The organism is Ruminococcus sp. YE71 (genome assembly GCF_900119155.1).
In the GTDB taxonomy this organism is placed as follows: Bacteria; Bacillota; Clostridia; order Oscillospirales; family Ruminococcaceae; genus YE71.
Genome location: NZ_FPIR01000002.1, coordinates 287991 through 309426 on the forward strand (window position 1 = coordinate 287991; position 21436 = coordinate 309426).

Below are 21436 nucleotides of genomic sequence, written 5' to 3' on the forward strand. Positions count from 1 at the left end.
TTATATTATAACACATCTATCCCGAAAATACCATACCTTTTTAAAATTTTTATTATTTCGCCCGTTATCCGTTCGCCAGCCATGACTGCGGCGACCGACGGCTGACAGGACATGGCTGTCCGAGCGCATATCCTGCCCTCGGCTTCGTCGCAGGGGATGTTCACGCAGGGGGAGAGCATGGCTTCGCGCAGGGAGAGCACCCGCTCGGGGCGCACGGCGAAGAGCTCGGCGCTGTCGGGGTGAAGGATGGCTTCGCGCTGTTCAAGCCCCGTGAGGAACACTTCAAGACGGGCGAAGTCCTCGGCGGTGTTGTATGGCGAGAGCATCAGCACCACCGCGTCGGGGTCGGAGTACTCGCACTCCATGCGGCTTTCGCGCATCATATCCGCAAGCTCGCCGCCATCGTACCCGAAGCGCGAAGCGGCGATGGTTATCTTCATGGGCTCTGAGGAAAGGTCGCCGATGCCGCGGCGGCGCATGAGCGACTTGACTTCCGCGGTGCGCTCACAGCAGGCTCTCAGACGTTCGGGGAGCGAGCCGTGAAGTTCCTCGGCGCAGAGGGCGAGGGACTCCATGATGAGGTAGGATGGGCTTGTGGAGCCGAGCATCGCCATCGCGGGTTTCGCCAGGTCTCTGAGGTCGGCAGGCGCGTCGGACGAGATGTGCAGATAGCCGCCGCCCGTGTAGACGGGGAGCGTCTTGTGCGCCGAATCGCAGACGATGTCCGCGCCGCAGTCGAGGGGATGCTTGTCCCCGACGAAGTGCAGGTACGCGCCGTGAGCGTTGTCCACTGCGAGAAGTGCGCCGTACTCGCGGCAGACCGCCGCGATGCCACGTATGTCTGCCATGCCGCCGAGGTAGTCGGGGGAGGTGACGTAAACCGCGTCGATGCCGCCGCGAGAAAGGGCCGCACGGACGTCCTCGGGGGTGACGGCACACTCGCAGAGGAGGGTCCGCGGCGAGGACGGGTAAATCCACTCGGGTTCGATGCCCAGCAGGGTACAGCCGTTTATGAAGGCGCGGTGGCAGTTGCGCGGTGATGCGACGGTGATGTCGCGCCCGAAGTGCTGTCTCAGCATACAGAGCGCCGCCTTGATAGACAGGCTCGACCCCTCAGCCGACCAGCAGGTGGCCGCCGACCCGAAAGCCTGTGAAGTCAGCCCTTCGCCCTCGGCGATGACGCCGTCCGCTTCAAACAGGAAGTCCGCACCCTTTATCTCGGTAAGGTCGAGCGGTTCGAGACCGTGCAGCGGCACACCCTTATGCCCCGGCATATGGAATCTCGACACTCCCGAAGCGGCATACTTCCTCACAAATCCGTTAAGTCCCAACAGACACACCCCTTTTAAAAAGATCACTTATCTAATTATAACACGGCGGGGGAGTTGATGAAAGCGGAATTTGTGAACAAAAAACCGCCCCGAAGGCGGTGAGACCTTCGGGGCGGTGTCCGCGGGTCAGTTGCAGCCGCAGCCGCAGCCGTTGTTGCCGCATCCGCAGTCGTTTCCGCCGCATCCGCCGCAGCATACGAGAAGGACAAGAATGATGATCCACCAGTTGTTATTGTTGCACATAGTCGTTTCTCCTTTGAGTGTAGTTATTTGAGCTTCGGGCTTTCGCCGTCGGCTCATATTACATATTATGCGGAAAGGAAAAATGCGTTACGGTCGGAGACCGTTCACCGAAAATTTACAAGATGTCCTACAAGATTTCGGCAAAATGCTTGACTTTACGCGGTTAGTGTTGTATAATATACCTAACGCATATGATATGCGCCTTATCAAGAGCGGCGGAGGAACAGGTCCTGTGAAGCCCGGCAACCATTCACACGATAGTGAAACGGTGCTAATTCCTGCGGAAGAGATTCCGAGAGATGAGGAAAACAAAGCAAGCAGACGTTCGCTTCGGGTTTTCCGAGGCGTTTTTTTATGGTAAAGTTTTCAGATAGGAGAGTATTTTATGTCAAAGCTTTTATTTACATCAGAATCGGTCACAGAGGGACATCCCGATAAGATCTGCGACTGCGTTTCCGACGCTATCCTCGACGCACTGCTCGAGCAGGACGCCGAGTCGAGAGTTGCCTGCGAGACCGTCACCACCACAGGCATGGTAATGTGCATGGGCGAGATCAGCACCAAGGCGCAGATCGACATCCCCTCGATCGTCAGAAAGACCGTATGCGACATCGGCTACACCGACGATGACTACGGCATCAACGGCAGCACCTGCGCGGTGTTCACCACCATCGACAAGCAGAGCGCAGACATCGCGATGGGCGTTGACGATTCCCTTGAGGGCAGAGACGAGCACAAGGGCGATATCGGCGCGGGCGACCAGGGCATGATGTTCGGCTATGCCTGCAACGAGACCCCCGAGCTGATGCCGCTGCCCGTTTCGCTGGCACACAAGCTGGCTAAGCGCCTCTCCGAGATCCGCAAGTCGGGCGAACTGACCTACCTCAGACCCGACGGCAAGACTCAGGTCACTGTCGAGTACGGCGACGACAGCAAGCCCGTCCGCGTTGACGCAGTAGTCGTTTCGACTCAGCACGACGACGATGTCACCCTCGACACCATCCGCGCAGACATGATCGAGAAGGTCGTGAAGGCGGTTATCCCCGCAGATCTTCTCGACGGCGAGACCAAGTACTTCATCAACCCGACAGGACGCTTCGTTATCGGCGGACCTCACGGCGACAGCGGTCTGACAGGCAGAAAGATAATCGTTGACACCTACGGCGGCATGGGCAGACACGGCGGCGGCGCATTCTCGGGCAAGGATCCGACAAAGGTTGACCGCTCGGCGGCGTATGCGGCAAGAAAGGTCGCTAAGAACATCGTGGCGGCAGGACTTGCGGACAAGTGCGAGGTTCAGCTTGCTTACGCTATCGGTGTGGCTTCCCCCGTTTCTGTCAGAGTTGACAGCTTCGGCACAGGCAAGGTCAGCGACGAAAAGCTCGGCGAGGCTGTTACAAAGGTGTTCGACCTGAGACCCTCGGCTATCATCGAGGAGCTCGACCTCAGAAAGCCCCAGTACCGTGCTCTTGCGGCTTACGGTCACATGGGACGCGAGGAGCTGGGCGTCAAGTGGGAGCTGACCGACAAGGTCGATGCTCTCAAGGCGGCTCTTAACTAAGCAGTCATTACATCCCGACGGTGTTTCGCGGCACTGTCGGGATATTTATGTTCATATTATTATATCATCGCTGAAATAAACAGAAAATTTACGATTTGCAAATGTTTCCTGCTATTGACGAGGGTAACGCCGTGTGCTATAATTGATTGGTCGGATGATTTGAAGAAAACTGCATTTCATATTTTTATACAGAGCATTTATTTCGGGGGAAGAATGGTATGGAGAAAAAAAGTTCAAGGCTCACGGCGATGCTTTTCTGCGGGATAGTCATGACCATCACAGCCGCTTCGGATGCGCTGAGAGGGGTGTTCCTTCCGCAGTTCAGAAGCGCGTTTTCGCTGACGGAACCGCAGTCGGGACGCATCATCATGGTGAGCTACATCGGCAACCTGCTGTTTCTGTCGGTGGGCGGATACCTGTCCGACCGATTGCCGAGGAAGCGGTTCATCGGGGGAGTGCTGCTGCTGTGGTCGGCGGCGCTTGCAACATACGTCTTTACGGAAAATTATTATATCCTGCTCGCCGCGATGATGTTCTCGATGGGCGGCTCGACGATGATCTCGACCTCGGTCAACATCATCACACCGATGCTTTTCGCGCCGCCTGCGCTGTACGTCAACCTGTTTAATTTCTTGCAGGGAGTGGGGATATTCACCTCGCAGAACGTGGGGGGACGCTTCGCGGAGAAGATGAGCGCATGGCACGGGGCGAACGCGATACTGCTGACAGCGGCGCTGGTCAGCTTTGCGCTGCTCATGACGATGAAGCTGCCCGACCCCGAAAAGCCGCAGGACTCGAAGAAAAGCGGCGGCTACATCGGCATCATCAAAGACCCTGCGACGCTGCTGCTGATACTCGTCTGCGGCTGCTACTTCATCGCGGAGCACGGACTGATGAACTGGCTGACCTCATACGGCAGCGTGCATCTCGGGTTCACGGTGCAGAAAGCGGCGATGTATCTGTCGCTGTTTTACGGCGGACTGACGGTGGCGAGGCTGATTCTTGCGCCGTTCATCGACCGTGTGGGCGTCTTCAGGATGCTGCTGATATGCTCGGCGGCAGGCGCGGTGCTGCACTCCCTTGGAGTCGCTTTCGGGAAGAGCGGACTGCTGTTCTTCGGGGCTTCGGGACTGGCGTTCTCGGTCATCTATCCGCTGCTGGTGATGCTGATAGGCAGCTTCTACGACCCCTCGCAGGCAGGCACGGCGACGGGCTTTGTGCTGAGCGTCGCGACATTTTTCGACATCGGCTTCAACGCCTTTTTCGGCGGACTGGTCGAGAAGGCAGGCTACGGCAAGGCGATGATAGTGCTGCCCGTGTGTGCGGTGCTGATGGCGGCATTCCTTTATGTGCTGAAATTCTGCGTGAAACGTTCAAAGGATATACGCTGAAAATACGGAAAAACACCTTCGATGGGTATATCGGAGGTGTTTTTGCATAAACAGACGGTTTTGATAACGCTCAAATTTGTGGAAATCTACAAAGTTTCGGCATACATATTGACCCTTACGCAGCGTAATAGTTTATACTATAATCACACGAGGAGGTGAGGCGGATGAAGACCGTCAATGAGGTGAGCAAGCTGACAGGAGTGAGTATACGCACTCTGCAATACTACGACAAGCTCGGGCTGTTAACGCCTTCGATGCGCACGGAGGCAGGCTACAGGCTGTATGACGATACGGCTCTGGAGAGATTGCAGCAGATACTGCTGTTCCGCGAGCTGGAGTTTTCACTCGCCGAGATAAAGGACATCCTCGACGCTCCCGATTTCGACAGGGAAAGGGCGCTTGCACAGCAGATAGAGCTCCTGACCCTGAAAAAAGAGCGCCTTGAGGGCATAATCGCCTTCGCTCGTGAAATACAGCAAAAAGGAGATAGAAAAATGGATTTTGAGATTTTTGACAACAGGAAAGTCAGGGAATATGCCGAACGTGCAAAAGCCGAGTGGGGCAGCACGAAGGAATTCGCCGAGTACGAAGAGAAGTCGAAAGACCGTTCGGAGGAGGACAGCATGAACATCGCAGAGGGGCTCATGGGCATTTTCGCGGAGTTCGGCAGACTGCGAGGTGCGGACGCCGACTCGGCTGATGCGGCAGCCCTCGTGAAGAAGTTGCAGGGCTACATTTCGGAGAACTACTACAGCTGTTCGGACGAGATGCTGGCGTCCCTCGGGCAGATGTACGCCGCGGACGGGGAGTTCAAGGCGAATATCGATAAGGCAGGCGGAGATGGCACGGCGGAATTCGCGAGCCGCGCCATCGCCGAGTACGTCAGCGGCAGATAATAATAAGGAGATGGCTTCCCGAAGCGGGAGGTCATCTCCTTTCTGATATATTCGCAAAAGCCGTTTTCTCAGATAACGCCGACCGCGTGAGCGACTGCAAGAAGCCCCGCGCCGAACACGACAAGCCCGATGCAGACAGAAAAAACAAGCTCGGAAACGTCGGGTCTGTAGATGTTGGCTGGCGCTTCGGGGTCTATCCTCAGCTCGCAGAAATCGCCCACCTGCGGAATGCCGCTGCGGTTCGGGGTACTGTCGATGACTCTGAACTGCTCGCCGCCGAAACGGTACTCCCAGACCGCGGAGCTTATCTCGCAGCCGTCGATGCGCCTTTCGGAGAGCTTCACGCACCTCGCGGTCACCGAGTGCGAGCAGCGGCGGAGCTTAACCGCGTTCACGATGAAGGGGAGCATGGTCACAGCCGCGCCGAGAATTACCAGCGACACCGCGCTGACGATGGAGAGCTCGCTGATGAACCCTACAGCCGAAAATCTTTCCAGTCTGCCGAGAGCGTGCGAGATGAAGGGTATCGCCGCAAGAATTCCGCCTGCGGTGATGACTGCGGTCTTGCTGATGTGCTTGCCGAAGGGTCTGTTCCTGCGCGTGCTGCAAAGGATGAAACCCGCACAGATGAACACCGCACCGAGACAAAGTGCGCTCAGCGGTTCGGATGACTTTCTCGCAACGTATGCAAGCGGCATCCCTGCGGCAAGCACGCCCGTAACAGCCAGCTTGGTGGTGTACGAGGTGTTCGTCCTCTTGTTGTTGTTCATGCCGTATCTCATTGAGCTCACTCCTCCCGTCATTGGAATAAACACATTATACCACACCAAAACCGCGAAATCAAGTGAACTTAAACGTTTGAGAAGGTATCAATACCCGATAAAACGGTTATGAACAATATTTCCCGTAATTGTGAAAAACTTACGGGTTGTTGGTTACTTTTTTTAATTTGGGGAAACCCTTTTAAAAAAGGGTTTCCCCAAAACCCCCTTCCTAAAACTTTTAATATTGGGTGAACTTTGATATGAAGGGGACGTTTGGCTCCCTGCGCTAAATAAGATCATCATCTGTTTTGCAGGGCAGAAATATAAGGCGGGTTTCCTCAAGTTGGCTCCGCAGTCAGATCTTAAAGCATTTCTGGATGTCTCGGATCTCGCCTATGACGAAAGCTATGTCGCCTTCTTCCATGACGGTCTCGGGGTTGGGGAGGAAGACTTTGTCACCGCGCTTGAAGGTCAGGATGTTTATGTTATACTTCTTTCTGATGTCCACCTGGATGAGGGTCTTGTTCCACCATTCCTTGGGGACTTTCAGCTCGTAGATCGAGTAGTTGTTATCGAGCTCGATGAAGTCGAGGATAGTCTCGGACGCGTATTTTGTTGCGATGCGGATAGCCGTCTGTTTCTCGGGGTAAGCGACCTCATCGGCGCCCACCATGCGGAGAAATTTCATCTGAACGTCGTTGGTAGCTCTTGCGGTGACGTGCTTTGCGCCGAGTTCTTTGAGGTTGCAGGTCGTTTCGAGGGAAACCTGAAACAGACCGCCCACCGCTACGATGCATATGTCGAAATTTCCGACGCCGAGGGTGCGGAGAAACTCGGTATCGGTGCTGTCGCCGATCCTTGCGCTGGTGACGTAGGGCAGGATGTCGTCGATGCGTTCCTCGCTGATGTCCACAGCCATGACCTCACAGTTGAGCTCGTTCATCCTTTTGGCGATGTGGCTTCCAAACTCGCCTACACCGACTATAAGAGCAGATGTCATAATGTTATTCTCCTTTCATATCAGCCGACGGAGATCTTTTCCATCGGGAGCTTTGACTTGATGCTTTCGGAGGAGGGCAGAGCGGCGTAGATGAGCGTCAGCGCACCCACACGTCCGAAGAACATGAGTACCATGAGTATCACCCTTGAGACAGAAGAAAGGGTGCTTGTGATGCCGAGGGTAAGACCAACGGTTCCCACTGCCGAGCCTGTCTCGAACAGGCAGGTGAGCAGCGGCAGACCCTCTATCCTGCTGATGACGATACCGCTCGAAATAAACAGCGTGAGGTAGGTGAAGAGGATAGCCGCAGCGTTTCTGACGGCTTCTTCGGGGAGTCGGCGCTTGAAGCACTGAACGTCGTTGCGGCGGCTGAATACGGTTATCGCCGCGAGGAACAGTACTGCTATGGTGGCAGTCTTCATACCGCCTGCGGTCGATCCTGGCGAACCGCCGACCAGCATGAGCATTATCATGATGAGCGTGCCCGACTCTTCCATCTGAGCGAGATCCTGGGTGTTGAAGCCTGCGGTCCTCGTGGTCACCGACTGGAATACCGAGCTGATGAATCTGTCACCGAAGGTAAGGTCGGCGTATTCGCAGAAGAAAAAGTAAACTGCGGGCAGAACAATGAGCACCAGCGAAGTCAGCAGAACGACCTTGCTTTGCAGGCTGTACTTCTGGAGCTTGTGCTTGTGGGTGCCGATGTCGTTCCAGACGAGGAAGCCGATACCGCCGACGATTATCAGGAGCATTATCACGGTGTTGACGTAGATGTCATCGTGGTAGGTGCAGAGGGAGGAGAATTTCTCCCTGACGCCCATGAGGTCGAAGCCCGCGTTGCAGAATGCCGATACCGAATGCCACAGCGCGTACCACAGACCCTTCGCAACGCCGAAGTCGCGGATGAAGGCAGGTGCCAGCAGAGCGGCTCCGATAAGTTCTATCAGTGCGGAGGTCTTCAAGATGAATCCCGTGAGCCTTACGATGCCGCCCACCTGCGGCGCGGATATCGAATCCTGCATCGTGCTTCGCTGGGAAAGACCTATCTTCTTGCCCGACAGCCGCATTATCGCGAGACCGATGGTGATGACGCCCATGCCGCCTATCTGTATCATCGTGAGTATCACTGCTTTGCCGAAGAGCGACCAGTATGTGGCGGTGTCCCTTACCACCAGACCCGTAACGCAGGTCGCCGAGACTGCCGTGAACATACAGTCGAGAAACGGCGTGACGGTGCGTGCCTGCGATGATATGGGCAGCATCAGCAGCAGCGAACCCAGCAGTATCATCCCGAAAAATCCGATGATGATTATCTGAAACGAGTTCAGATGTTTGTTTTTCAGCGATTTGTTCTTTTTTTGCATATTTGCACCTCTATAAATTTGTTCTTTTTTGATTATAACATATTTCGGGTGAAAAATCTGATATGTTTCGGAATATAATGTTAAGATTATATGAACTAAGGAAAAATATGTCAGAAAAATGTTATGTTAAGCGTTTTCGGAAGGACAGTTTTCTGCCTTATCGCATCGCCCAAAACACGGCGCGATTTCTTGACTATATTTATTGATAACATCGAATAACGTTTACATTAAAAAAATTTGGCGGAAGGCTATTGACTTGATTTTTCTTTTGGTGTAAAATAGACCTGTCCGATAACGGACTTTATGGACAATAAGACATCATGCAGGAGGAGTAAACTAAATGATACACGATAAATATTACCAGCTGCTGGGCGAACAGGACAAGATGCTCTCGAAGAAGAACCCGAAAAGCAGCTTCTACAACGGGATATACGACCGCTACGTCAACCCCGTGCTGACAAGGGCTCACATCCCGCTGCACTGGAGATACGACCTCTCGGCAGAGACCAACCCGTATTTTCAGGAGCGACTCGGCATCAACGCGGTGTTCAACGCGGGCGCGGTCAAGCTGAACGGCCGCTACTGCCTTATCGCACGCGTTGAGGGCAGCGACAGAAAGAGCTTTTTCGCGGTGGCGGAGAGCGACTGCGGCACTGAGGGCTTCCGATTCCGCGACTATCCCGTCGTTCTTCCCGAACTGACCGACGACGAGACCAACGTCTACGATATGCGCCTGACTCAGCACGAGGACGGCTGGATATACGGCGTTTTCTGCGTGGAGAAGAGCGCAGGCACCGACGACCTTTCCGAGGCTGTGGCTTCGGCAGGCATCGCACGCACGAAGGATCTGACCAACTGGGAGCGTCTGCCCGACCTTGTGACCCTTCGCAGTCCCCAGCAGAGAAACGTTACCCTGCTGCCCGAATTCGTTGACGGGAAGTATGCATTCTACACCCGACCGATGGACGGCTTTATCGAGACAGGTTCGGGCGGAGGCATCGGCTTCGGACTGGCTGAGGACATCACCCACGCTGTTATCGACGAGGAGCGCATGACCAGCATCCGCCGCTACCACACCATCACCGAGAGCAAGAACGGCGCAGGCGCGACGCCAATAAAGACCGAACGCGGCTGGCTGCACATCGCACACGGCGTGAGAAACACCGCGGCAGGTCTGCGCTATGTCATCTACTGCTTCGTCACCGATCTGAAGGAGCCCTGGAAGGTCATCGCCGAGCCGGGCGGATATCTCATCGCTCCGTTCGGGGACGAGAGGGTCGGAGATGTTTCAAACGTGGTGTTCACAAACGGTGCCATCGCCGACGACAACGGCGACCTGTACATCTACTACGCTTCCTCGGACACACGTCTGCACGTCGCAAAGTCCACGGTGGACAAGCTCCTCGACTACGCTTTCAACACCCCTGCCGACGCACTCCGCACTGCAAAATGCGTCGAGCAGCGCTGCGGACTCATCAGCCGCAATCTTGACCTGCTGGCAGGCAAGGAATGATCTGTATCTGATTATACTGACCCCGCAGTTTCCTGCTGCGGGGTCTTTTTGTCGCTGATGATGACAGCTGTGCGGAGATTTTGACCGTTATTATCACGAAAATGCGAAATACTGCGACAAAGTCCTTGACACGGACGCTGACATCGGTTATAATAATAGTACGGCACATAAAACCGATGTGTCACCGATAATGACATCTGATACGGGAGGTCTTTCCATGAAACATATATCCCTACAGCTGCTGGCGGAGACCGTGAGCAGCAAAAGAAAGGCGATGGGTCTTTCACAGTCCGCACTCGCAGAAAAAACTGGTATCAGCCGCACCATGTTCACAAGGCTCGAACAGGGGGATTACAGTCCGTCCATCGACCAGCTGCTCGCCCTTTCGGAGGTGCTCGGGTTCGACTATGCCGACCTTTTTGTTGAGGACACCGCCGAGGTGAAGCCTGTCGGACGAAAGAAGATAGCCGTCGCAGGTACGGGCTACGTGGGTCTGTCGCTGGCAGTCCTGCTGTCTCAGCACAATGACGTCACCGCCGTTGACATCGTTCCCGAGAAGGTCGAGAAGCTGAACAGCCGCAAGAGCCCCATTCAGGACGACTTCATCGAACAGTACCTCGCCGAATACGACGAGCGCGGACTTTCCCTCACCGCCACCGCGGACGGGGAGAGCGCCTACAGGGACGCGGACTTCATCATCGTCGCCGCTCCCACCAACTACGACCCAAAGACCAACTTCTTCGACTGCTCAGCGGTCGAGGCTGTGCTGGGGCTGATAAAGAAAGCGACCGCCGACCGCGAGAAGCAGCCGACAGTCGTTATAAAATCCACCATCCCCGTGGGCTACACCATGCAGGTGCGCGGAAAAATGGGGATGGACAACATCATTTTCAGCCCCGAATTCCTGCGGGAGTCGAAGGCGCTGTACGACAATCTCTACCCCAGCCGCATCATCGTCGGCTCGGACGAGAAGAACATGACAGCCGCCGAGGAATTCGCGGCGATGCTCCGGCAGGGGGCGGTGAAGCAGAACATCCCCGTGCTGTTCATGCCCACCACCGAAGCCGAAGCCACCAAGCTGTTCGTGAACACTTATCTCGCCCTGCGCGTCAGCTACTTCAACGAGCTGGACACCTACGCCGAGGTCAAGTCGCTGAACACAAGGGACATCATCCACGGCGTCTGCCTTGACCCCCGCGTGGGCGACTTCTACAACAATCCGTCCTTCGGCTACGGCGGCTACTGCCTGCCGAAGGATACCAAGCAGCTGCTCGCAAACTATCAGAATGTTCCGCAGAACATGATGACCGCGATAGTCGAGAGCAACCGCACCCGAAAGGATTTCATCGCAGACCGCGTGCTTGAGATTGCAGGCACTTACGGCAACAGCGCGTCCTACTCTGCCGAGCAGGAGAGCAGGCAGAAGGAGATAGTTGTGGGCGTGTTCAGACTGACGATGAAGTCGAACTCGGACAATTTCCGTCAGAGCAGTATTCAGGGCGTCATGAAGCGCATCAAGGCGAAGGGCGCGACGGTCATCATCTACGAGCCGACCCTCGAAAACGGCAGTACGTTCTTCGGGTCGCTGGTGGTCAACGACCTGAAAAAGTTCAAGAAAAAGTGCGGATGCATCATCGCGAACCGCTACGACAGCGCACTCGATGATGTGGAAGAAAAGGTCTACACCCGCGACCTTTTCAGGAGGGATTGAATCATGAGCAAAGTTAAGATAGGGCTGAACGGAAAGAGCATCCTTGTGACGGGTTCGCCGGGGTTCATCGGCGCGAATCTGGTGCTGAGACTGCTGAGGGAGATGACCTCGGGTACAGTTGTGAGCCTTGACAATATGAACGACTACTACGACCCGAAGCTGAAGGAATACCGTCTCGGTCTCATCGGGAAAGCCGCGGAAAATTCGCCTGTTAAGCACGTTTTCGTGAAGGGCTCCATCGCGGACAAGGCGCTTGTGGACGAGCTGTTCGGTTCATATCATTTCGACATTGTTGTGAACCTTGCGGCGCAGGCAGGGGTGCGGTACTCCATCGACCATCCCGACGTGTACATCGAGTCGAACATCATCGGTTTCTACAACATCCTCGAAGCGTGCAGGCATTATCCTGTCGAGCATCTTGTTTACGCAAGTTCGTCGAGCGTTTACGGCGGCAACAAGAAAGTGCCGTTTTCCACCGACGACAAGGTCGATAATCCCGTCAGCCTTTATGCCGCGACGAAGAAGAGCAACGAGCTTCTTGCCCACAGTTATTCAAAGCTGTACAACATCCCGTCCACGGGGCTGAGGTTTTTCACGGTGTACGGGCCTGCGGGCAGACCTGATATGTTTTATTTTTCCGCAACGAACACGCTTGCGAAGGACGGCAGGATAAAGATATTCAACTACGGCAACTGCAAGCGTGATTTCACGTATGTTGACGACATTGTCGAGGGAGTTTTCCGTGTGATGCAGGGAGCGCCCGAGAAGGCTACAGGCGAGGACGGTCTGCCGATGCCGCCGTATGCGGTGTACAACATTGGCGGCGGAACGCCCGAGAATCTGCTGGATTATATCAGCACGTTGCAGGAGGAGCTTGTGAGAGCGGGTGTACTTCCTGCCGATTATGATTTTGAGGGGCATAGGGAGCTTGTGGGGATGCAGCCCGGGGATGTGCCTGTGACGTATGCGGACAGTAAGGCATTGGAAGATGATTACGGATTCAGACCGACGATTGGCATCCGAGAAGGTCTTCGCAAATTTGCGGAGTGGTATAAAGACTATTATATAAGATAGTATAACCGTCCCGTGAGCGCCAGAGCAGAAAAAAAGTTTAGGAGGGGTGTAGCCCCCCTCCTAAACTTTTTTGACTCTGGCGTGGAAACTTTATTGCTTCTTTTTGGCACTTTTGTCGGTGAGACAAAGGTGCCTTTCTTTACTCTTTTTTCAGTTTATTATATACCGTCAGCCGCATCGTTATATAACTTGCCAGTCCGCCTATCATGTTCGATATCGGCTCGGCTATGAATACTCCCGTGACTCCCATCCCAACTCTCGGCAGTATCAGCGTTAACGGTATCACAATGATGACTTTCCTCAAAAGCGAGAAAAATATCGCGTGCCCCGCATCTCCTAACGCCTGAAATGTGGATTGCCCCGCAAATTGGAACGACATGAATACAAACCCGAAAAAATAGATCTTTATCGCATCAATTCCCGGTGCGATAAGCGCCGCATCTTTCGAGAATATCCTGAACCAGAACCCAGGGAATATTACAATGGTCAGCCACGCCGATATCGTGTAGACCGCGCCTGCAAGCGTGTTGAACCTGATCGACTGCCGCACACGGTCGTATTTCTTCGCTCCGTAGTTGTAGCTCATTACAGGCTGCGCACCGTTCACAAGTCCGCTGATCGGCAGGAAAAATACATCCCTCACCGAGTTCAGAACGGTCATTATCCCGACGTAAATGTCGCCGCCAAAGGTCTGTAAGGTCGCGTTGCAGGCGGCTTGCACGATGCAGGCTGTTCCCGACATCACGAAGTTTGAAGTCCCCAGCCTGCAAATGTTTTTTGCGATGCCGCCGTCGATCCTGATGTTCTCCCTCCGCAGCGGAAGAGCCGCTTTTTTCGTCAGAAAACGCAGTATCCATACCGCCGAAACGACCTGACTTATGACCGTCGCTGTCGCCGCGCCCGAGATGCCGAGCTTCAGCACGAAAATGAAGATCGGGTCGAGGATGATGTTCAGCACCGCGCCGATCATCGTCGTCAGCATACCCGTCCTCGGGAAACCCTGTGCGCTGATGTAGCTGTTCAGACCCGTCGTCAGCATCGAGAATACCGTCCCGATCAGGTAGAATTTCAGGTAGTCGAAGGCGTAGACGCAGGAACTGTCGCTCGCCCCCAGCAGGTACAGTATCGGCTTGCAGAAAATGTAGCCCGTAATCGTCAGGACTGCCGAACTTATCAGCAGAAGTGCGCAGGACGTTCCCATGATGCGCTCGGCACGCTGTTTGTCGCCTGCACCGTTCGCTATCGAAAACAGCGGCACACCGCCTATCCCGAACAGCGCGGCGAAGGATACGATGAAGGTGATGACGGGAAAAGTCAGCCCGACCCCCGTCAGCGCCATGCTGTTCTCGCCGTCCATGTGGCCGATGAAGATGCGGTCAACGACGTTATACAGAAGCTGAACGAGCTGTGCCAGCATCAGCGGCAGAGCCTGCGACAGGGTTATCTTCCAGATCGTACCTTTTGAAAAATCTCTGTTCATCCACGCGCCTTCTTTTCGGGCGTGATCTCTGATCTCATGCAAAGACCTCCGTTTTATCAGAAAGATACGGAAGCCCTGCCGAAACAAGACTTCCATTAGTATTATAGCACCATTATGTTTAAGGTCAATGACGGTTGTCTGAACAGTTTTCGCATCCCAGCGCAAAAAAACGGCTGTACCGCAAAAGTACAGCCGTTTGATATGGTTATTTTACTTTATGGGAAGGTCGGACTTTTTGTAGATGCCCAGAACGACCTTCTGAACAGCCTCAGCGTCTGCCTTGGTCACGCCGTCGCCGTTTCCGACAACGTCAGCGTTCTTCTTGCCGCTTTCGGTCAGCTTGTACTTGCTCGGCTGATCGAGAGACTGACGGATGAGGACAGCGTCTGCGAGGTCAACTTCGCCGTCGCAGTTTGCGTCGCCGTAGATTATCGTTTCGTCCTGCGGGTCGGGATCGTGTGTGGAATCAGCGATCTTGCCGTATACGATACCGCAGCCGACAGTTGACATATACACCTTGCCGAATTCATCCATGTCGCCTACGAGGTAGTTGCCGTTGCCCGTGCCGCCGTAGAGGTGGTCGGTGTTGATGCAGTCCCAGGTCTTGCCGCCGTCGGTAGAACGGTAGATGCCCTCGGGGTCGGATGCGGAAGGCTTGCCGTAGATGAACAGGGTGTTGATTCCGCCCTCCTTCTCGGGAGCGCCGTAGCCTACGGTCTTTGCGTAGGAAACGTTGTCGAGCTTTTCTACCTTAGCGCCCTTGTTGGAGACCTTGTACATACCGTACCAGCCTGCTGCCACGATTATCGAACCGTCGCCGAGGTAAGCGGGGTCGCCTGTGCTGTCGCACATATCGTATCTGCAAAGAGTCTGAGCGGTGAAGGTAGCGCCGTAGTCGGTGCTGACAAAGAAGCCGTAGTGGGATTCTTCAAGCGTCGGCTCGGTCTTGGTCTTGTCTGAAGCCCAGTAGTCGTTATGCTTAACGCCCGAAGCGTAAACTATCGAGGGATCTTTCGGATCAACGAGAGTGTAAACGGTCTTGGAAGCGTCGATACCGCTGGCTTTGGTCCAGGTCGCGCCGAAGTCGTCCGAGTAGTTTACAGCGCCGTTAACGCTCGAATTGATGATCCTGTACTTGTTCTTGGAGAGCTGAGTGATGGAGAGCTTTCCGCCCGAGCAGGACGGGGTGAATTCATTCCATGTCTTGCCTCTGTCGAGGGTGTAATATCCCTTGCTAAGGTCGTTTGAGGTCCTTGCCCAGACGTCGGTATTCTGCGGGCAAACAGCGATCGCAGAGGTCGAACCCATGTTCGGCTGATACTGGAGGCCGATCTTATCCTCGCTCTCGTGAACGAAGCCGTCGTAGTCGCCTATCGCAGAGAGGTCAAGACCGTCGGGAGTGCTCACGAAGTCAAGCGAAACAACCTCCTCGATGCCGTCGGGGTGGAATGTGAAGGTCGGGAGCTTGTCCTGGTCGGTGCTCCAGAGGTTCTCACAGATGAACACGCCGTTGCCCGAGGTGATGAACATTCTGTCGGAGTTGCGCGGGTCGGTAACTACTGTACCCGACCAGTGGATAGCCTTGTCTCTTATCCATTCGTAGCCGCCGTCCTGGAGGTAGTTGGATACGAGGGGCTGGTTCCAGCCGTGGGTCTGTCCCGGCGAGAAATTCTCCCAGGTCTCACCGCCGTCGAAGGAGCGGAAGTACTGGTCGCCCCAGCAAGCGCCGTGCTGGTCGGTCCATTCCTGCCAGAGCTGAGCCTGCCACTTGCCGCAGCTTCCTGCGATGAGGTGGTCGGGGTTATTGGGGTCTGCCCAGATGGAGCCGAGACCGAAGGTCGATTCAAATATCTGAGATACCTTGCCTGTCTTCGGGGAGTACTTGTATCCGCCGCCGCTGGAGCCGTCGAATGCCAGTCCCGAGATGTAGGAGATGAGCAGGTCGCCGTTTGCGTCGATGTTTATTCTCGAAGGAAGAAGGTTGGTGGGGAGATCCTTGCTGAGCTCGGTGAACTTGTCGTCCTTGACGTTTGCAACATGAACGTTCGCAACGCCCTTCTTGGAAGTGCCGACATATACCTTGCCGCCTGTGATAGCGATGTTCGCAACGCCGTTCTGGGTGTTGTAAGCGCCTTCCGATACTGCACGGGCGTAAATGTCTACCCATGTCGGCCACTTGGTCTTGTTGTCGAACAGTCCGAGGGCATCGTATCCGAGAACGGGCTCCCAGGTCTCGCCGCCGTCGGTGGACTTGATGAGCGCGGACTTGGAATCCATGTCGGAAGTAACGTCGCCGCCTGCGTAGATGATGTTCGGGTTGTCGGGGTCAACAGCTATGGATTCGCCGCACTGTCTGCCGTCGCCGTTGCCCATTACCTTGATAAGGCTGGTAACGTCGATCTCCTTGAAGGTCTTGCCGCCGTCGGTGGTCTTGAAGATGACGGTCTTTTCAGCCGAGAAGTAAGCGCAGCCGCAGAGGAAGTAAACGGTATCGTCGTCTGTGGGGTCGATAGCCATAGCGTCAACGCTGAGGAGACCGCGGTCAGCCTCGTTGATGAAGCCGAAGAGCTGATCCCAGGATTCAGTGTCGTAGTTGTACTTGTAAGCGCCGCCTACGTCGGTACGTGCGTACATCACCGACTTGCCCGTAACGATACCCGAAACGAAGCCGCCGCCGCCGATCTTGAGGGTGCCCCATTCCATGGTCGATGAGATGTCAGCGGCAGAAGCCGTGATCGCGGGAACGCCCGCGCCTGCAAAGGACATTGTCGAAGCTGTAACGCTAAGAGCCATCAGTCCCGAGATAATTTTTTTACATAAATTCATTTTCTAACCCTCCAATGGAACATGATAGTGCATTTTCCTTCTTATAAATGCATTGTTATTTTATCATAATATTTTACTGATTTCAATAATATTTTTTGAATAATCTTAACATAAATCATTGAAACCGCACAATATGGCTTTTTTGCGGTACAGCTGCCGTTTTCGTCCTGTAAATATCTTCACCTATGCGAATATTTTCGCACACATAGGACATCATCATCCCGAAAAATGAAAAACGGCAGTCCCCGAAGGAACTGCCGAAAATCATTCGTATTAAGAAAGTATCACTTGTTGATAGTAACGGTGAACGCTCTCTTGTTGATGTTGGAGATGTCCCATTCGCCGTTGATCTTAGCGCCGACTACCAGCTTGTAGGTGCCTGCGGGGATGTTCGTTCTGGTGTAGGTCAGAACGTTGCCCTGTGCCAGCAGTCTCCACTTGCCTGCGGAGTAGTAAGCAATACAGTACTTATCAGCGCCCTCGATAGCGTTCCATGTGAGCCTTAATGTGCTTCCCTGTACTTCTGCGTTTGCGATGGGGTACTTGGAAACGTCGGGCTGGGACGAGCTCTCGGAAGAACTGTCGGAAGAAGTCTCGGAAGAGCTGTCGGGTGTCTGCGAGCTGCTGGAAGAGCCGCCCTCAGCCGCCAGTACAATGTAGAACAGGTTAGCGGAATCAGCCTTTGTGAGGGTGTGGCTGCCTGCGGAAACATCTGTGGTGATGACGCCGTTGGAAGCGGTCAGCTTGGTGCCGTCGAGCTTGATGGTGGCTGCGCTCTCAGCGAACACGAGTGTGAGCTTGCCTGCGGAAGGAGCTGTGAAGCTGATGCTGGTAGCAGTTTCGAGCTTGAGGCACTGGGTCAGGGTCAGACCGCCGTAGTTAACGGTACCCTTGGAAGTGGAGAGGTTGCCTGTGATGCTGAAGAAGCTGCTTGTCTTGCCGTCGGTAGTGAAGTTCTGAACGTAGGTTCCCGAAACAGGCTGCGAGGTCGAGGAAGTGTCGGTCTGCGAGCTGGAAGAATCGGGAGTGGACGATGTATCGGTCTGGGAGCTGGAGGTATCGGAGCTCGAAGAGGAATCATCGGGGATAGTGGAATCCGAGAATCCCGAGCCGATAGCCTTGATGGAATCCTTGTAGTTAACGAGTGCGGACTTGAGTCCTGTGTTAACAGCGTAGCTTGTGTCATCGACGGAGTTGTCGAAGGTCCACTTGAAGTCGCCGCCCTGAACGCGTCCTGCGTTAGCGGTAACGGTCTTGACAACATCTGCGGGGCTCTGAGCGGTGTACTTGTACATCACGCTGGAGGTATCGAAGTTGTTGTAGGTGCTGCCGCCCTGCTTTGCCTTTACGGAAGAGGGGACCTTTTCGGTAGCGCTGGAAGCCTCGTAAGCGTCGAACTCGGTGGAGTTCTGCTGATAGGTAACGTAGCCCTTGGTCTTGTCGCCTGTTACGGTGTTGTTGTAAGCCTTGATAACGCCGCCGTTCTCGCCCGAGAAGGTGCCGCCTGTAGCATTGTCCGAGCCCTGCATGGAGATGAGCATCGGGTACTTGCAGTTGCGGAAGTAGTTGTTCTCAACGAAAGCCGAGCCGCCGAGGGTCATGCCGACGCCGTACTTGGCGTTACCGTCGAAGTAGTTGTTGTAGATGTGAACCGAGCAGGTCCTGATCCTCGGATGACGGGAATCGGAGTGGTCGTACCAGTTGTGGTGATAGGTGATGTAGTTCTCGGTAGTCTCGGACTTCATACCCTGGAGATTGCACTTTCCGTTGTCCCAGAAGTGGTTGTAGGAGTGGGTGATGTAGGTGGAAGTCTTGGTGTCGAGAGCGCCGTCGCCCTTTACCTGGTCAGCGTCCGAACCTGCGTCGCCGTAGAACATATCGCAGTTGTGTACCCAAACGTGGTCGTTCTTCTGCTGGAGACCTACGTTGTCGCCCTCGGAGCTGTTGCAGTTCATGAAGCCGAGGTTTCTTACCTCAACGTTCGAGGAGTTCTTGATAACACAGCCGAAGCCGTTGAATGTAGCGTCCTTGCCGATACCCTCGATGGTCAGACCGCAGGTCACGGTGTCAACGTACAGGTCGCCGCTGGGCATATTTGCGGGGTCGAGGACGTTTCCGATGAAGCGGATGCAGACAGGGCCGCACTTGGAATTGCTCTTTAAGTTGGTCAGGATGTTCTGCACGCCCTTGAGGGAAGTGGCAGTACCCTTCTTGTCGGGAAGAGTAACGGTCACGGAATCCTTGGTAGCGTTGGTAACGTAAACAACGGTAGCGTTGGATTTCAGGGTGCCGTCATCGTTATAAGCTCCCGAAGAGGTGCCGTTTACGAAGCCGAAGCCCGAACGGTCGTGAGCGGTGGTGGTGACCTTTACCTCAGCGGACTTTGAAGCGTCTTCCTTGCCGCTTATGATAGGAACTATTTTTAAGGTGTGGCTGCCTGCCTTGAGACCGAGTGCATCTGCACGGAAGCAGGAAGCGTACTGACGGATGAGCATACTGTCGATCTTGCTGCCGTCGGCGTATACATTGTAGCCCGTAGCTCCCGAAACTGCCGACCATTCTGCGTAAGCGCCCTCAGCGTAGCCTGACGAAGCTGTTACAGATACCGAAGCGGTGCTTGCAGCGCTTGCCACGATGCCGAACGGACCCTGACCCGATGCTGCCATATACTGTGCAACGCCCATGGTCGAAAGGATAGTTGCGGTCGCAACTGCTGCTGCCATTGATCTTTTCATGATAGCTTTCATAATAATCAGTTCTCCTTTTTAAATATTTAATACGTTTGCAGTCTGAAGCCGAGCCGTTGCTCGCTTTCTGAGTTAAATTATATAACAAAAGAATACGGTATTCAATAACAAAATTCAGAACTATTTATTCCCGAATTGTAAACTTTTAGTACAAATTGATAAAAATCATCTGCGCATTGATAAAAAAATGACAAACACGATGATATTACGGCTTTCGTTTTGAATCACATTTTGGATATATCAGATATTGACTTTCGCATGGTTATATAGTATAATATTACCATAGACGCCAAGCCCGTTCTATATAAAATATTGTAAAGGAGATACATAATGAAAAAAATTCTTGCAGGCGTGACAGCGCTAATTATCATGGGAACATTATTTACAGGCTGCGGACAGGTCGGCGGCTCCGATGACGAAAAGGAGAGCACATCCTCCTCCGAGACCGCTTCCGAAAAGGAAGCCGACAGCGAAGAGAAACGCGACGAGGATTCTTCCGAGGACGCTTCGGTGACCGAGGACAGCTCGGAGGACAGCGCAGATACTTCCTCGGAAAGTTCGGAGAGCAGCGCTGCCGAGCCGTCGGAGGATTACGAAGAAGCTCTGAAAAAATATTTTGAAGCTGTGAACAACAGCGACTACGAGAATCTCGTCAGGATGATGTACCCCACAAAGGTCGTTGACAGCCTTATCGCGATGAGTTCCGCTGAGTGGACCGATCTTTTTTCACAGATCGGCGCCACGAAGGGAAAATACGTGATAACTAACATAACCAAGGAAGGCGAAATGACTTCCGATGAGCTCGACACGCTCATGCAGACGCTGGATCAGCTGGCGGTCTTTGCGGATAAGATAGAAGAATACGGCGGCGATGTCAATTCGCTGACCGACGAACAGCGCGAAGAGCTGTTCAAAGTCGTCTATACGGATGACGCCTCCGCCGCAGACGGAAAGCACAAGTATACCGTCACAAAGGGCTATGATGTCACCGTTTCCTACACCAGAGACGGCGAGGAAGACGAGGACTACTTCTACATATACTATATAGACGGCGAAGGCTGGAAAATGGAGAGCTCCATGAGGAAGTATGTCAAGAAGTCGAGACAGGCTTCCCTGAACAGCACTGCCAAGAGCATCTTCAACGCCGTCGCTATAACGATGGCAGATCTTGAAAGCGATGGTGCAGACCTGAAGGGCAGTTACATCATCGGTTCTGACGACAGCATGACCTACAATGTTCCTTCCTCGCTCAACGTTGCCGACATCAGAAAGTCTGCCGAGGAATACTTCGATGATATCAAGGATTACGATTACTTCGTCGTTATCCTTGATGGCGCGTGCTCTTATATCGGCGTGTATAAGGACGCCACTTATGCCACTGTCGGCACCTATCCCGTTTTTACGATCCCGAAGGCTGTGAACGACGGTCACCTTGAAACAGAGTCCGAAAAGGATCTCGACAAGTATTCGCTTGAAGATCTTTTCGCGATGGCTAAGAAAATAATAGGCTGATACAAGGCGGGAGCGTGGTTGCC

Annotated in this window: 14 protein-coding genes and 1 riboswitch; of the genes, 7 read left to right on the top strand and 7 right to left on the bottom strand. The window is 54.1% G+C overall.

Annotated features, from left to right (window positions below; all coding sequences use genetic code 11):
• Positions 1 to 5 precede the first annotated feature (5 nt).
• Positions 6 to 1331 (bottom strand): aminotransferase class I/II-fold pyridoxal phosphate-dependent enzyme, encoded by a 1326-nt coding sequence (locus tag BT142_RS03045; protein WP_242871905.1) that lies wholly within the window; start codon positions 1329 to 1331, stop codon positions 6 to 8.
• A gap of 443 nt (positions 1332 to 1774) precedes the next feature.
• Positions 1775 to 1880, top strand: a riboswitch (SAM riboswitch).
• A gap of 79 nt (positions 1881 to 1959) precedes the next feature.
• On the opposite strand from BT142_RS03045, the gene metK reads away from it, so the two are divergent.
• The 3 genes from metK to BT142_RS03060 all read left to right on the top strand — a co-directional run bounded on the left by metK (position 1960) and on the right by BT142_RS03060 (position 5422).
• A complete protein-coding gene (gene metK, locus BT142_RS03050; RefSeq protein ID WP_072416725.1) occupies positions 1960 to 3135 on the top strand; it encodes a methionine adenosyltransferase in 1176 nt (391 codons plus the stop codon).
• A 218-nt stretch (positions 3136 to 3353) separates the two neighbouring features.
• On the top strand, positions 3354 to 4526 hold the full coding sequence (locus tag BT142_RS03055) for an MFS transporter (protein WP_072416726.1): 1173 nt from the start codon (positions 3354 to 3356) through the stop codon (positions 4524 to 4526).
• Positions 4527 to 4690: 164 nt separating this feature from the next.
• Positions 4691 to 5422 (top strand): MerR family transcriptional regulator, encoded by a 732-nt coding sequence (locus BT142_RS03060; RefSeq protein WP_072416727.1) that lies wholly within the window; start codon positions 4691 to 4693, stop codon positions 5420 to 5422.
• Positions 5423 to 5490: 68 nt separating this feature from the next.
• On the opposite strand, the gene BT142_RS03065 is transcribed toward BT142_RS03060, so the two are convergent.
• The 3 genes from BT142_RS03065 to BT142_RS03075 all read right to left on the bottom strand — a co-directional run bounded on the left by BT142_RS03065 (position 5491) and on the right by BT142_RS03075 (position 8550).
• Complete coding sequence (locus tag BT142_RS03065) at positions 5491 to 6204, bottom strand: hypothetical protein (RefSeq protein ID WP_072416728.1); 714 nt, start codon at positions 6202 to 6204, stop codon at positions 5491 to 5493.
• 337 nt (positions 6205 to 6541) lie between these two features.
• On the bottom strand, positions 6542 to 7186 hold the full coding sequence (locus tag BT142_RS03070) for a potassium channel family protein (RefSeq protein WP_072416729.1): 645 nt from the start codon (positions 7184 to 7186) through the stop codon (positions 6542 to 6544).
• A gap of 20 nt (positions 7187 to 7206) precedes the next feature.
• Complete coding sequence (locus BT142_RS03075) at positions 7207 to 8550, bottom strand: TrkH family potassium uptake protein (protein WP_072416730.1); 1344 nt, start codon at positions 8548 to 8550, stop codon at positions 7207 to 7209.
• 340 nt (positions 8551 to 8890) lie between these two features.
• On the opposite strand from BT142_RS03075, the gene BT142_RS03080 reads away from it, so the two are divergent.
• The 3 genes from BT142_RS03080 (at position 8891) to BT142_RS03090 (ending at position 12848) form a co-directional block, all read left to right on the top strand.
• On the top strand, positions 8891 to 10063 hold the full coding sequence (locus BT142_RS03080) for a 4-O-beta-D-mannosyl-D-glucose phosphorylase (protein ID WP_072416731.1): 1173 nt from the start codon (positions 8891 to 8893) through the stop codon (positions 10061 to 10063).
• Positions 10064 to 10280: 217 nt separating this feature from the next.
• The gene (locus BT142_RS03085; protein WP_072416732.1) at positions 10281 to 11774 is read left to right on the top strand and encodes a nucleotide sugar dehydrogenase; all 1494 of its coding nucleotides are present in this window, start codon (positions 10281 to 10283) and stop codon (positions 11772 to 11774) included.
• Between the two features lie 3 nt (positions 11775 to 11777).
• Positions 11778 to 12848: an NAD-dependent epimerase/dehydratase family protein gene (locus BT142_RS03090; RefSeq protein ID WP_072416733.1), complete on the top strand. Its 1071-nt coding sequence runs from the start codon at positions 11778 to 11780 to the stop codon at positions 12846 to 12848.
• Between the two features lie 139 nt (positions 12849 to 12987).
• Here BT142_RS03090 and BT142_RS03095 read toward each other — a convergent pair whose 3' ends face one another.
• From BT142_RS03095 to BT142_RS03105, 3 genes are all read right to left on the bottom strand, one after another.
• Positions 12988 to 14328, bottom strand: a complete 1341-nt coding sequence (locus BT142_RS03095; protein ID WP_072416734.1) for an MATE family efflux transporter — start codon at positions 14326 to 14328, stop codon at positions 12988 to 12990.
• 210 nt (positions 14329 to 14538) lie between these two features.
• On the bottom strand, positions 14539 to 17154 hold the full coding sequence (locus BT142_RS03100) for a dockerin type I domain-containing protein (RefSeq protein ID WP_072416735.1): 2616 nt from the start codon (positions 17152 to 17154) through the stop codon (positions 14539 to 14541).
• A gap of 284 nt (positions 17155 to 17438) precedes the next feature.
• A complete protein-coding gene (locus tag BT142_RS03105) occupies positions 17439 to 19901 on the bottom strand; it encodes a pectate lyase family protein (RefSeq protein WP_072416736.1) in 2463 nt (820 codons plus the stop codon).
• 330 nt (positions 19902 to 20231) lie between these two features.
• Between BT142_RS03105 and BT142_RS03110 the strand changes: the two genes are divergently transcribed.
• Complete coding sequence (locus tag BT142_RS03110) at positions 20232 to 21413, top strand: hypothetical protein (RefSeq protein WP_072416737.1); 1182 nt, start codon at positions 20232 to 20234, stop codon at positions 21411 to 21413.
• The last annotated feature ends 23 nt before the right edge of the window (positions 21414 to 21436 follow it).

Excerpts from the sequence above, each read along its gene's own strand:
- metK (WP_072416725.1), top strand. The coding sequence starts at position 1,960 with ATGTCAAAGCTTTTATTTACATCAGAATCGGTCACAGAGGGACATCCC.
- BT142_RS03055 (WP_072416726.1), top strand. The coding sequence starts at position 3,354 with ATGGAGAAAAAAAGTTCAAGGCTCACGGCGATGCTTTTCTGCGGGATA.
- BT142_RS03060 (WP_072416727.1), top strand. The coding sequence starts at position 4,691 with ATGAAGACCGTCAATGAGGTGAGCAAGCTGACAGGAGTGAGTATACGC.
- BT142_RS03065 (WP_072416728.1), bottom strand. The coding sequence starts at position 6,204 with ATGAGATACGGCATGAACAACAACAAGAGGACGAACACCTCGTACACC.
- BT142_RS03070 (WP_072416729.1), bottom strand. The coding sequence starts at position 7,186 with ATGACATCTGCTCTTATAGTCGGTGTAGGCGAGTTTGGAAGCCACATC.
- BT142_RS03075 (WP_072416730.1), bottom strand. The coding sequence starts at position 8,550 with ATGCAAAAAAAGAACAAATCGCTGAAAAACAAACATCTGAACTCGTTT.
- BT142_RS03080 (WP_072416731.1), top strand. The coding sequence starts at position 8,891 with ATGATACACGATAAATATTACCAGCTGCTGGGCGAACAGGACAAGATG.
- BT142_RS03085 (WP_072416732.1), top strand. The coding sequence starts at position 10,281 with ATGAAACATATATCCCTACAGCTGCTGGCGGAGACCGTGAGCAGCAAA.
- BT142_RS03090 (WP_072416733.1), top strand. The coding sequence starts at position 11,778 with ATGAGCAAAGTTAAGATAGGGCTGAACGGAAAGAGCATCCTTGTGACG.
- BT142_RS03095 (WP_072416734.1), bottom strand. The coding sequence starts at position 14,328 with ATGAACAGAGATTTTTCAAAAGGTACGATCTGGAAGATAACCCTGTCG.
- BT142_RS03100 (WP_072416735.1), bottom strand. The coding sequence starts at position 17,154 with ATGAATTTATGTAAAAAAATTATCTCGGGACTGATGGCTCTTAGCGTT.
- BT142_RS03105 (WP_072416736.1), bottom strand. The coding sequence starts at position 19,901 with ATGAAAGCTATCATGAAAAGATCAATGGCAGCAGCAGTTGCGACCGCA.
- BT142_RS03110 (WP_072416737.1), top strand. The coding sequence starts at position 20,232 with ATGAAAAAAATTCTTGCAGGCGTGACAGCGCTAATTATCATGGGAACA.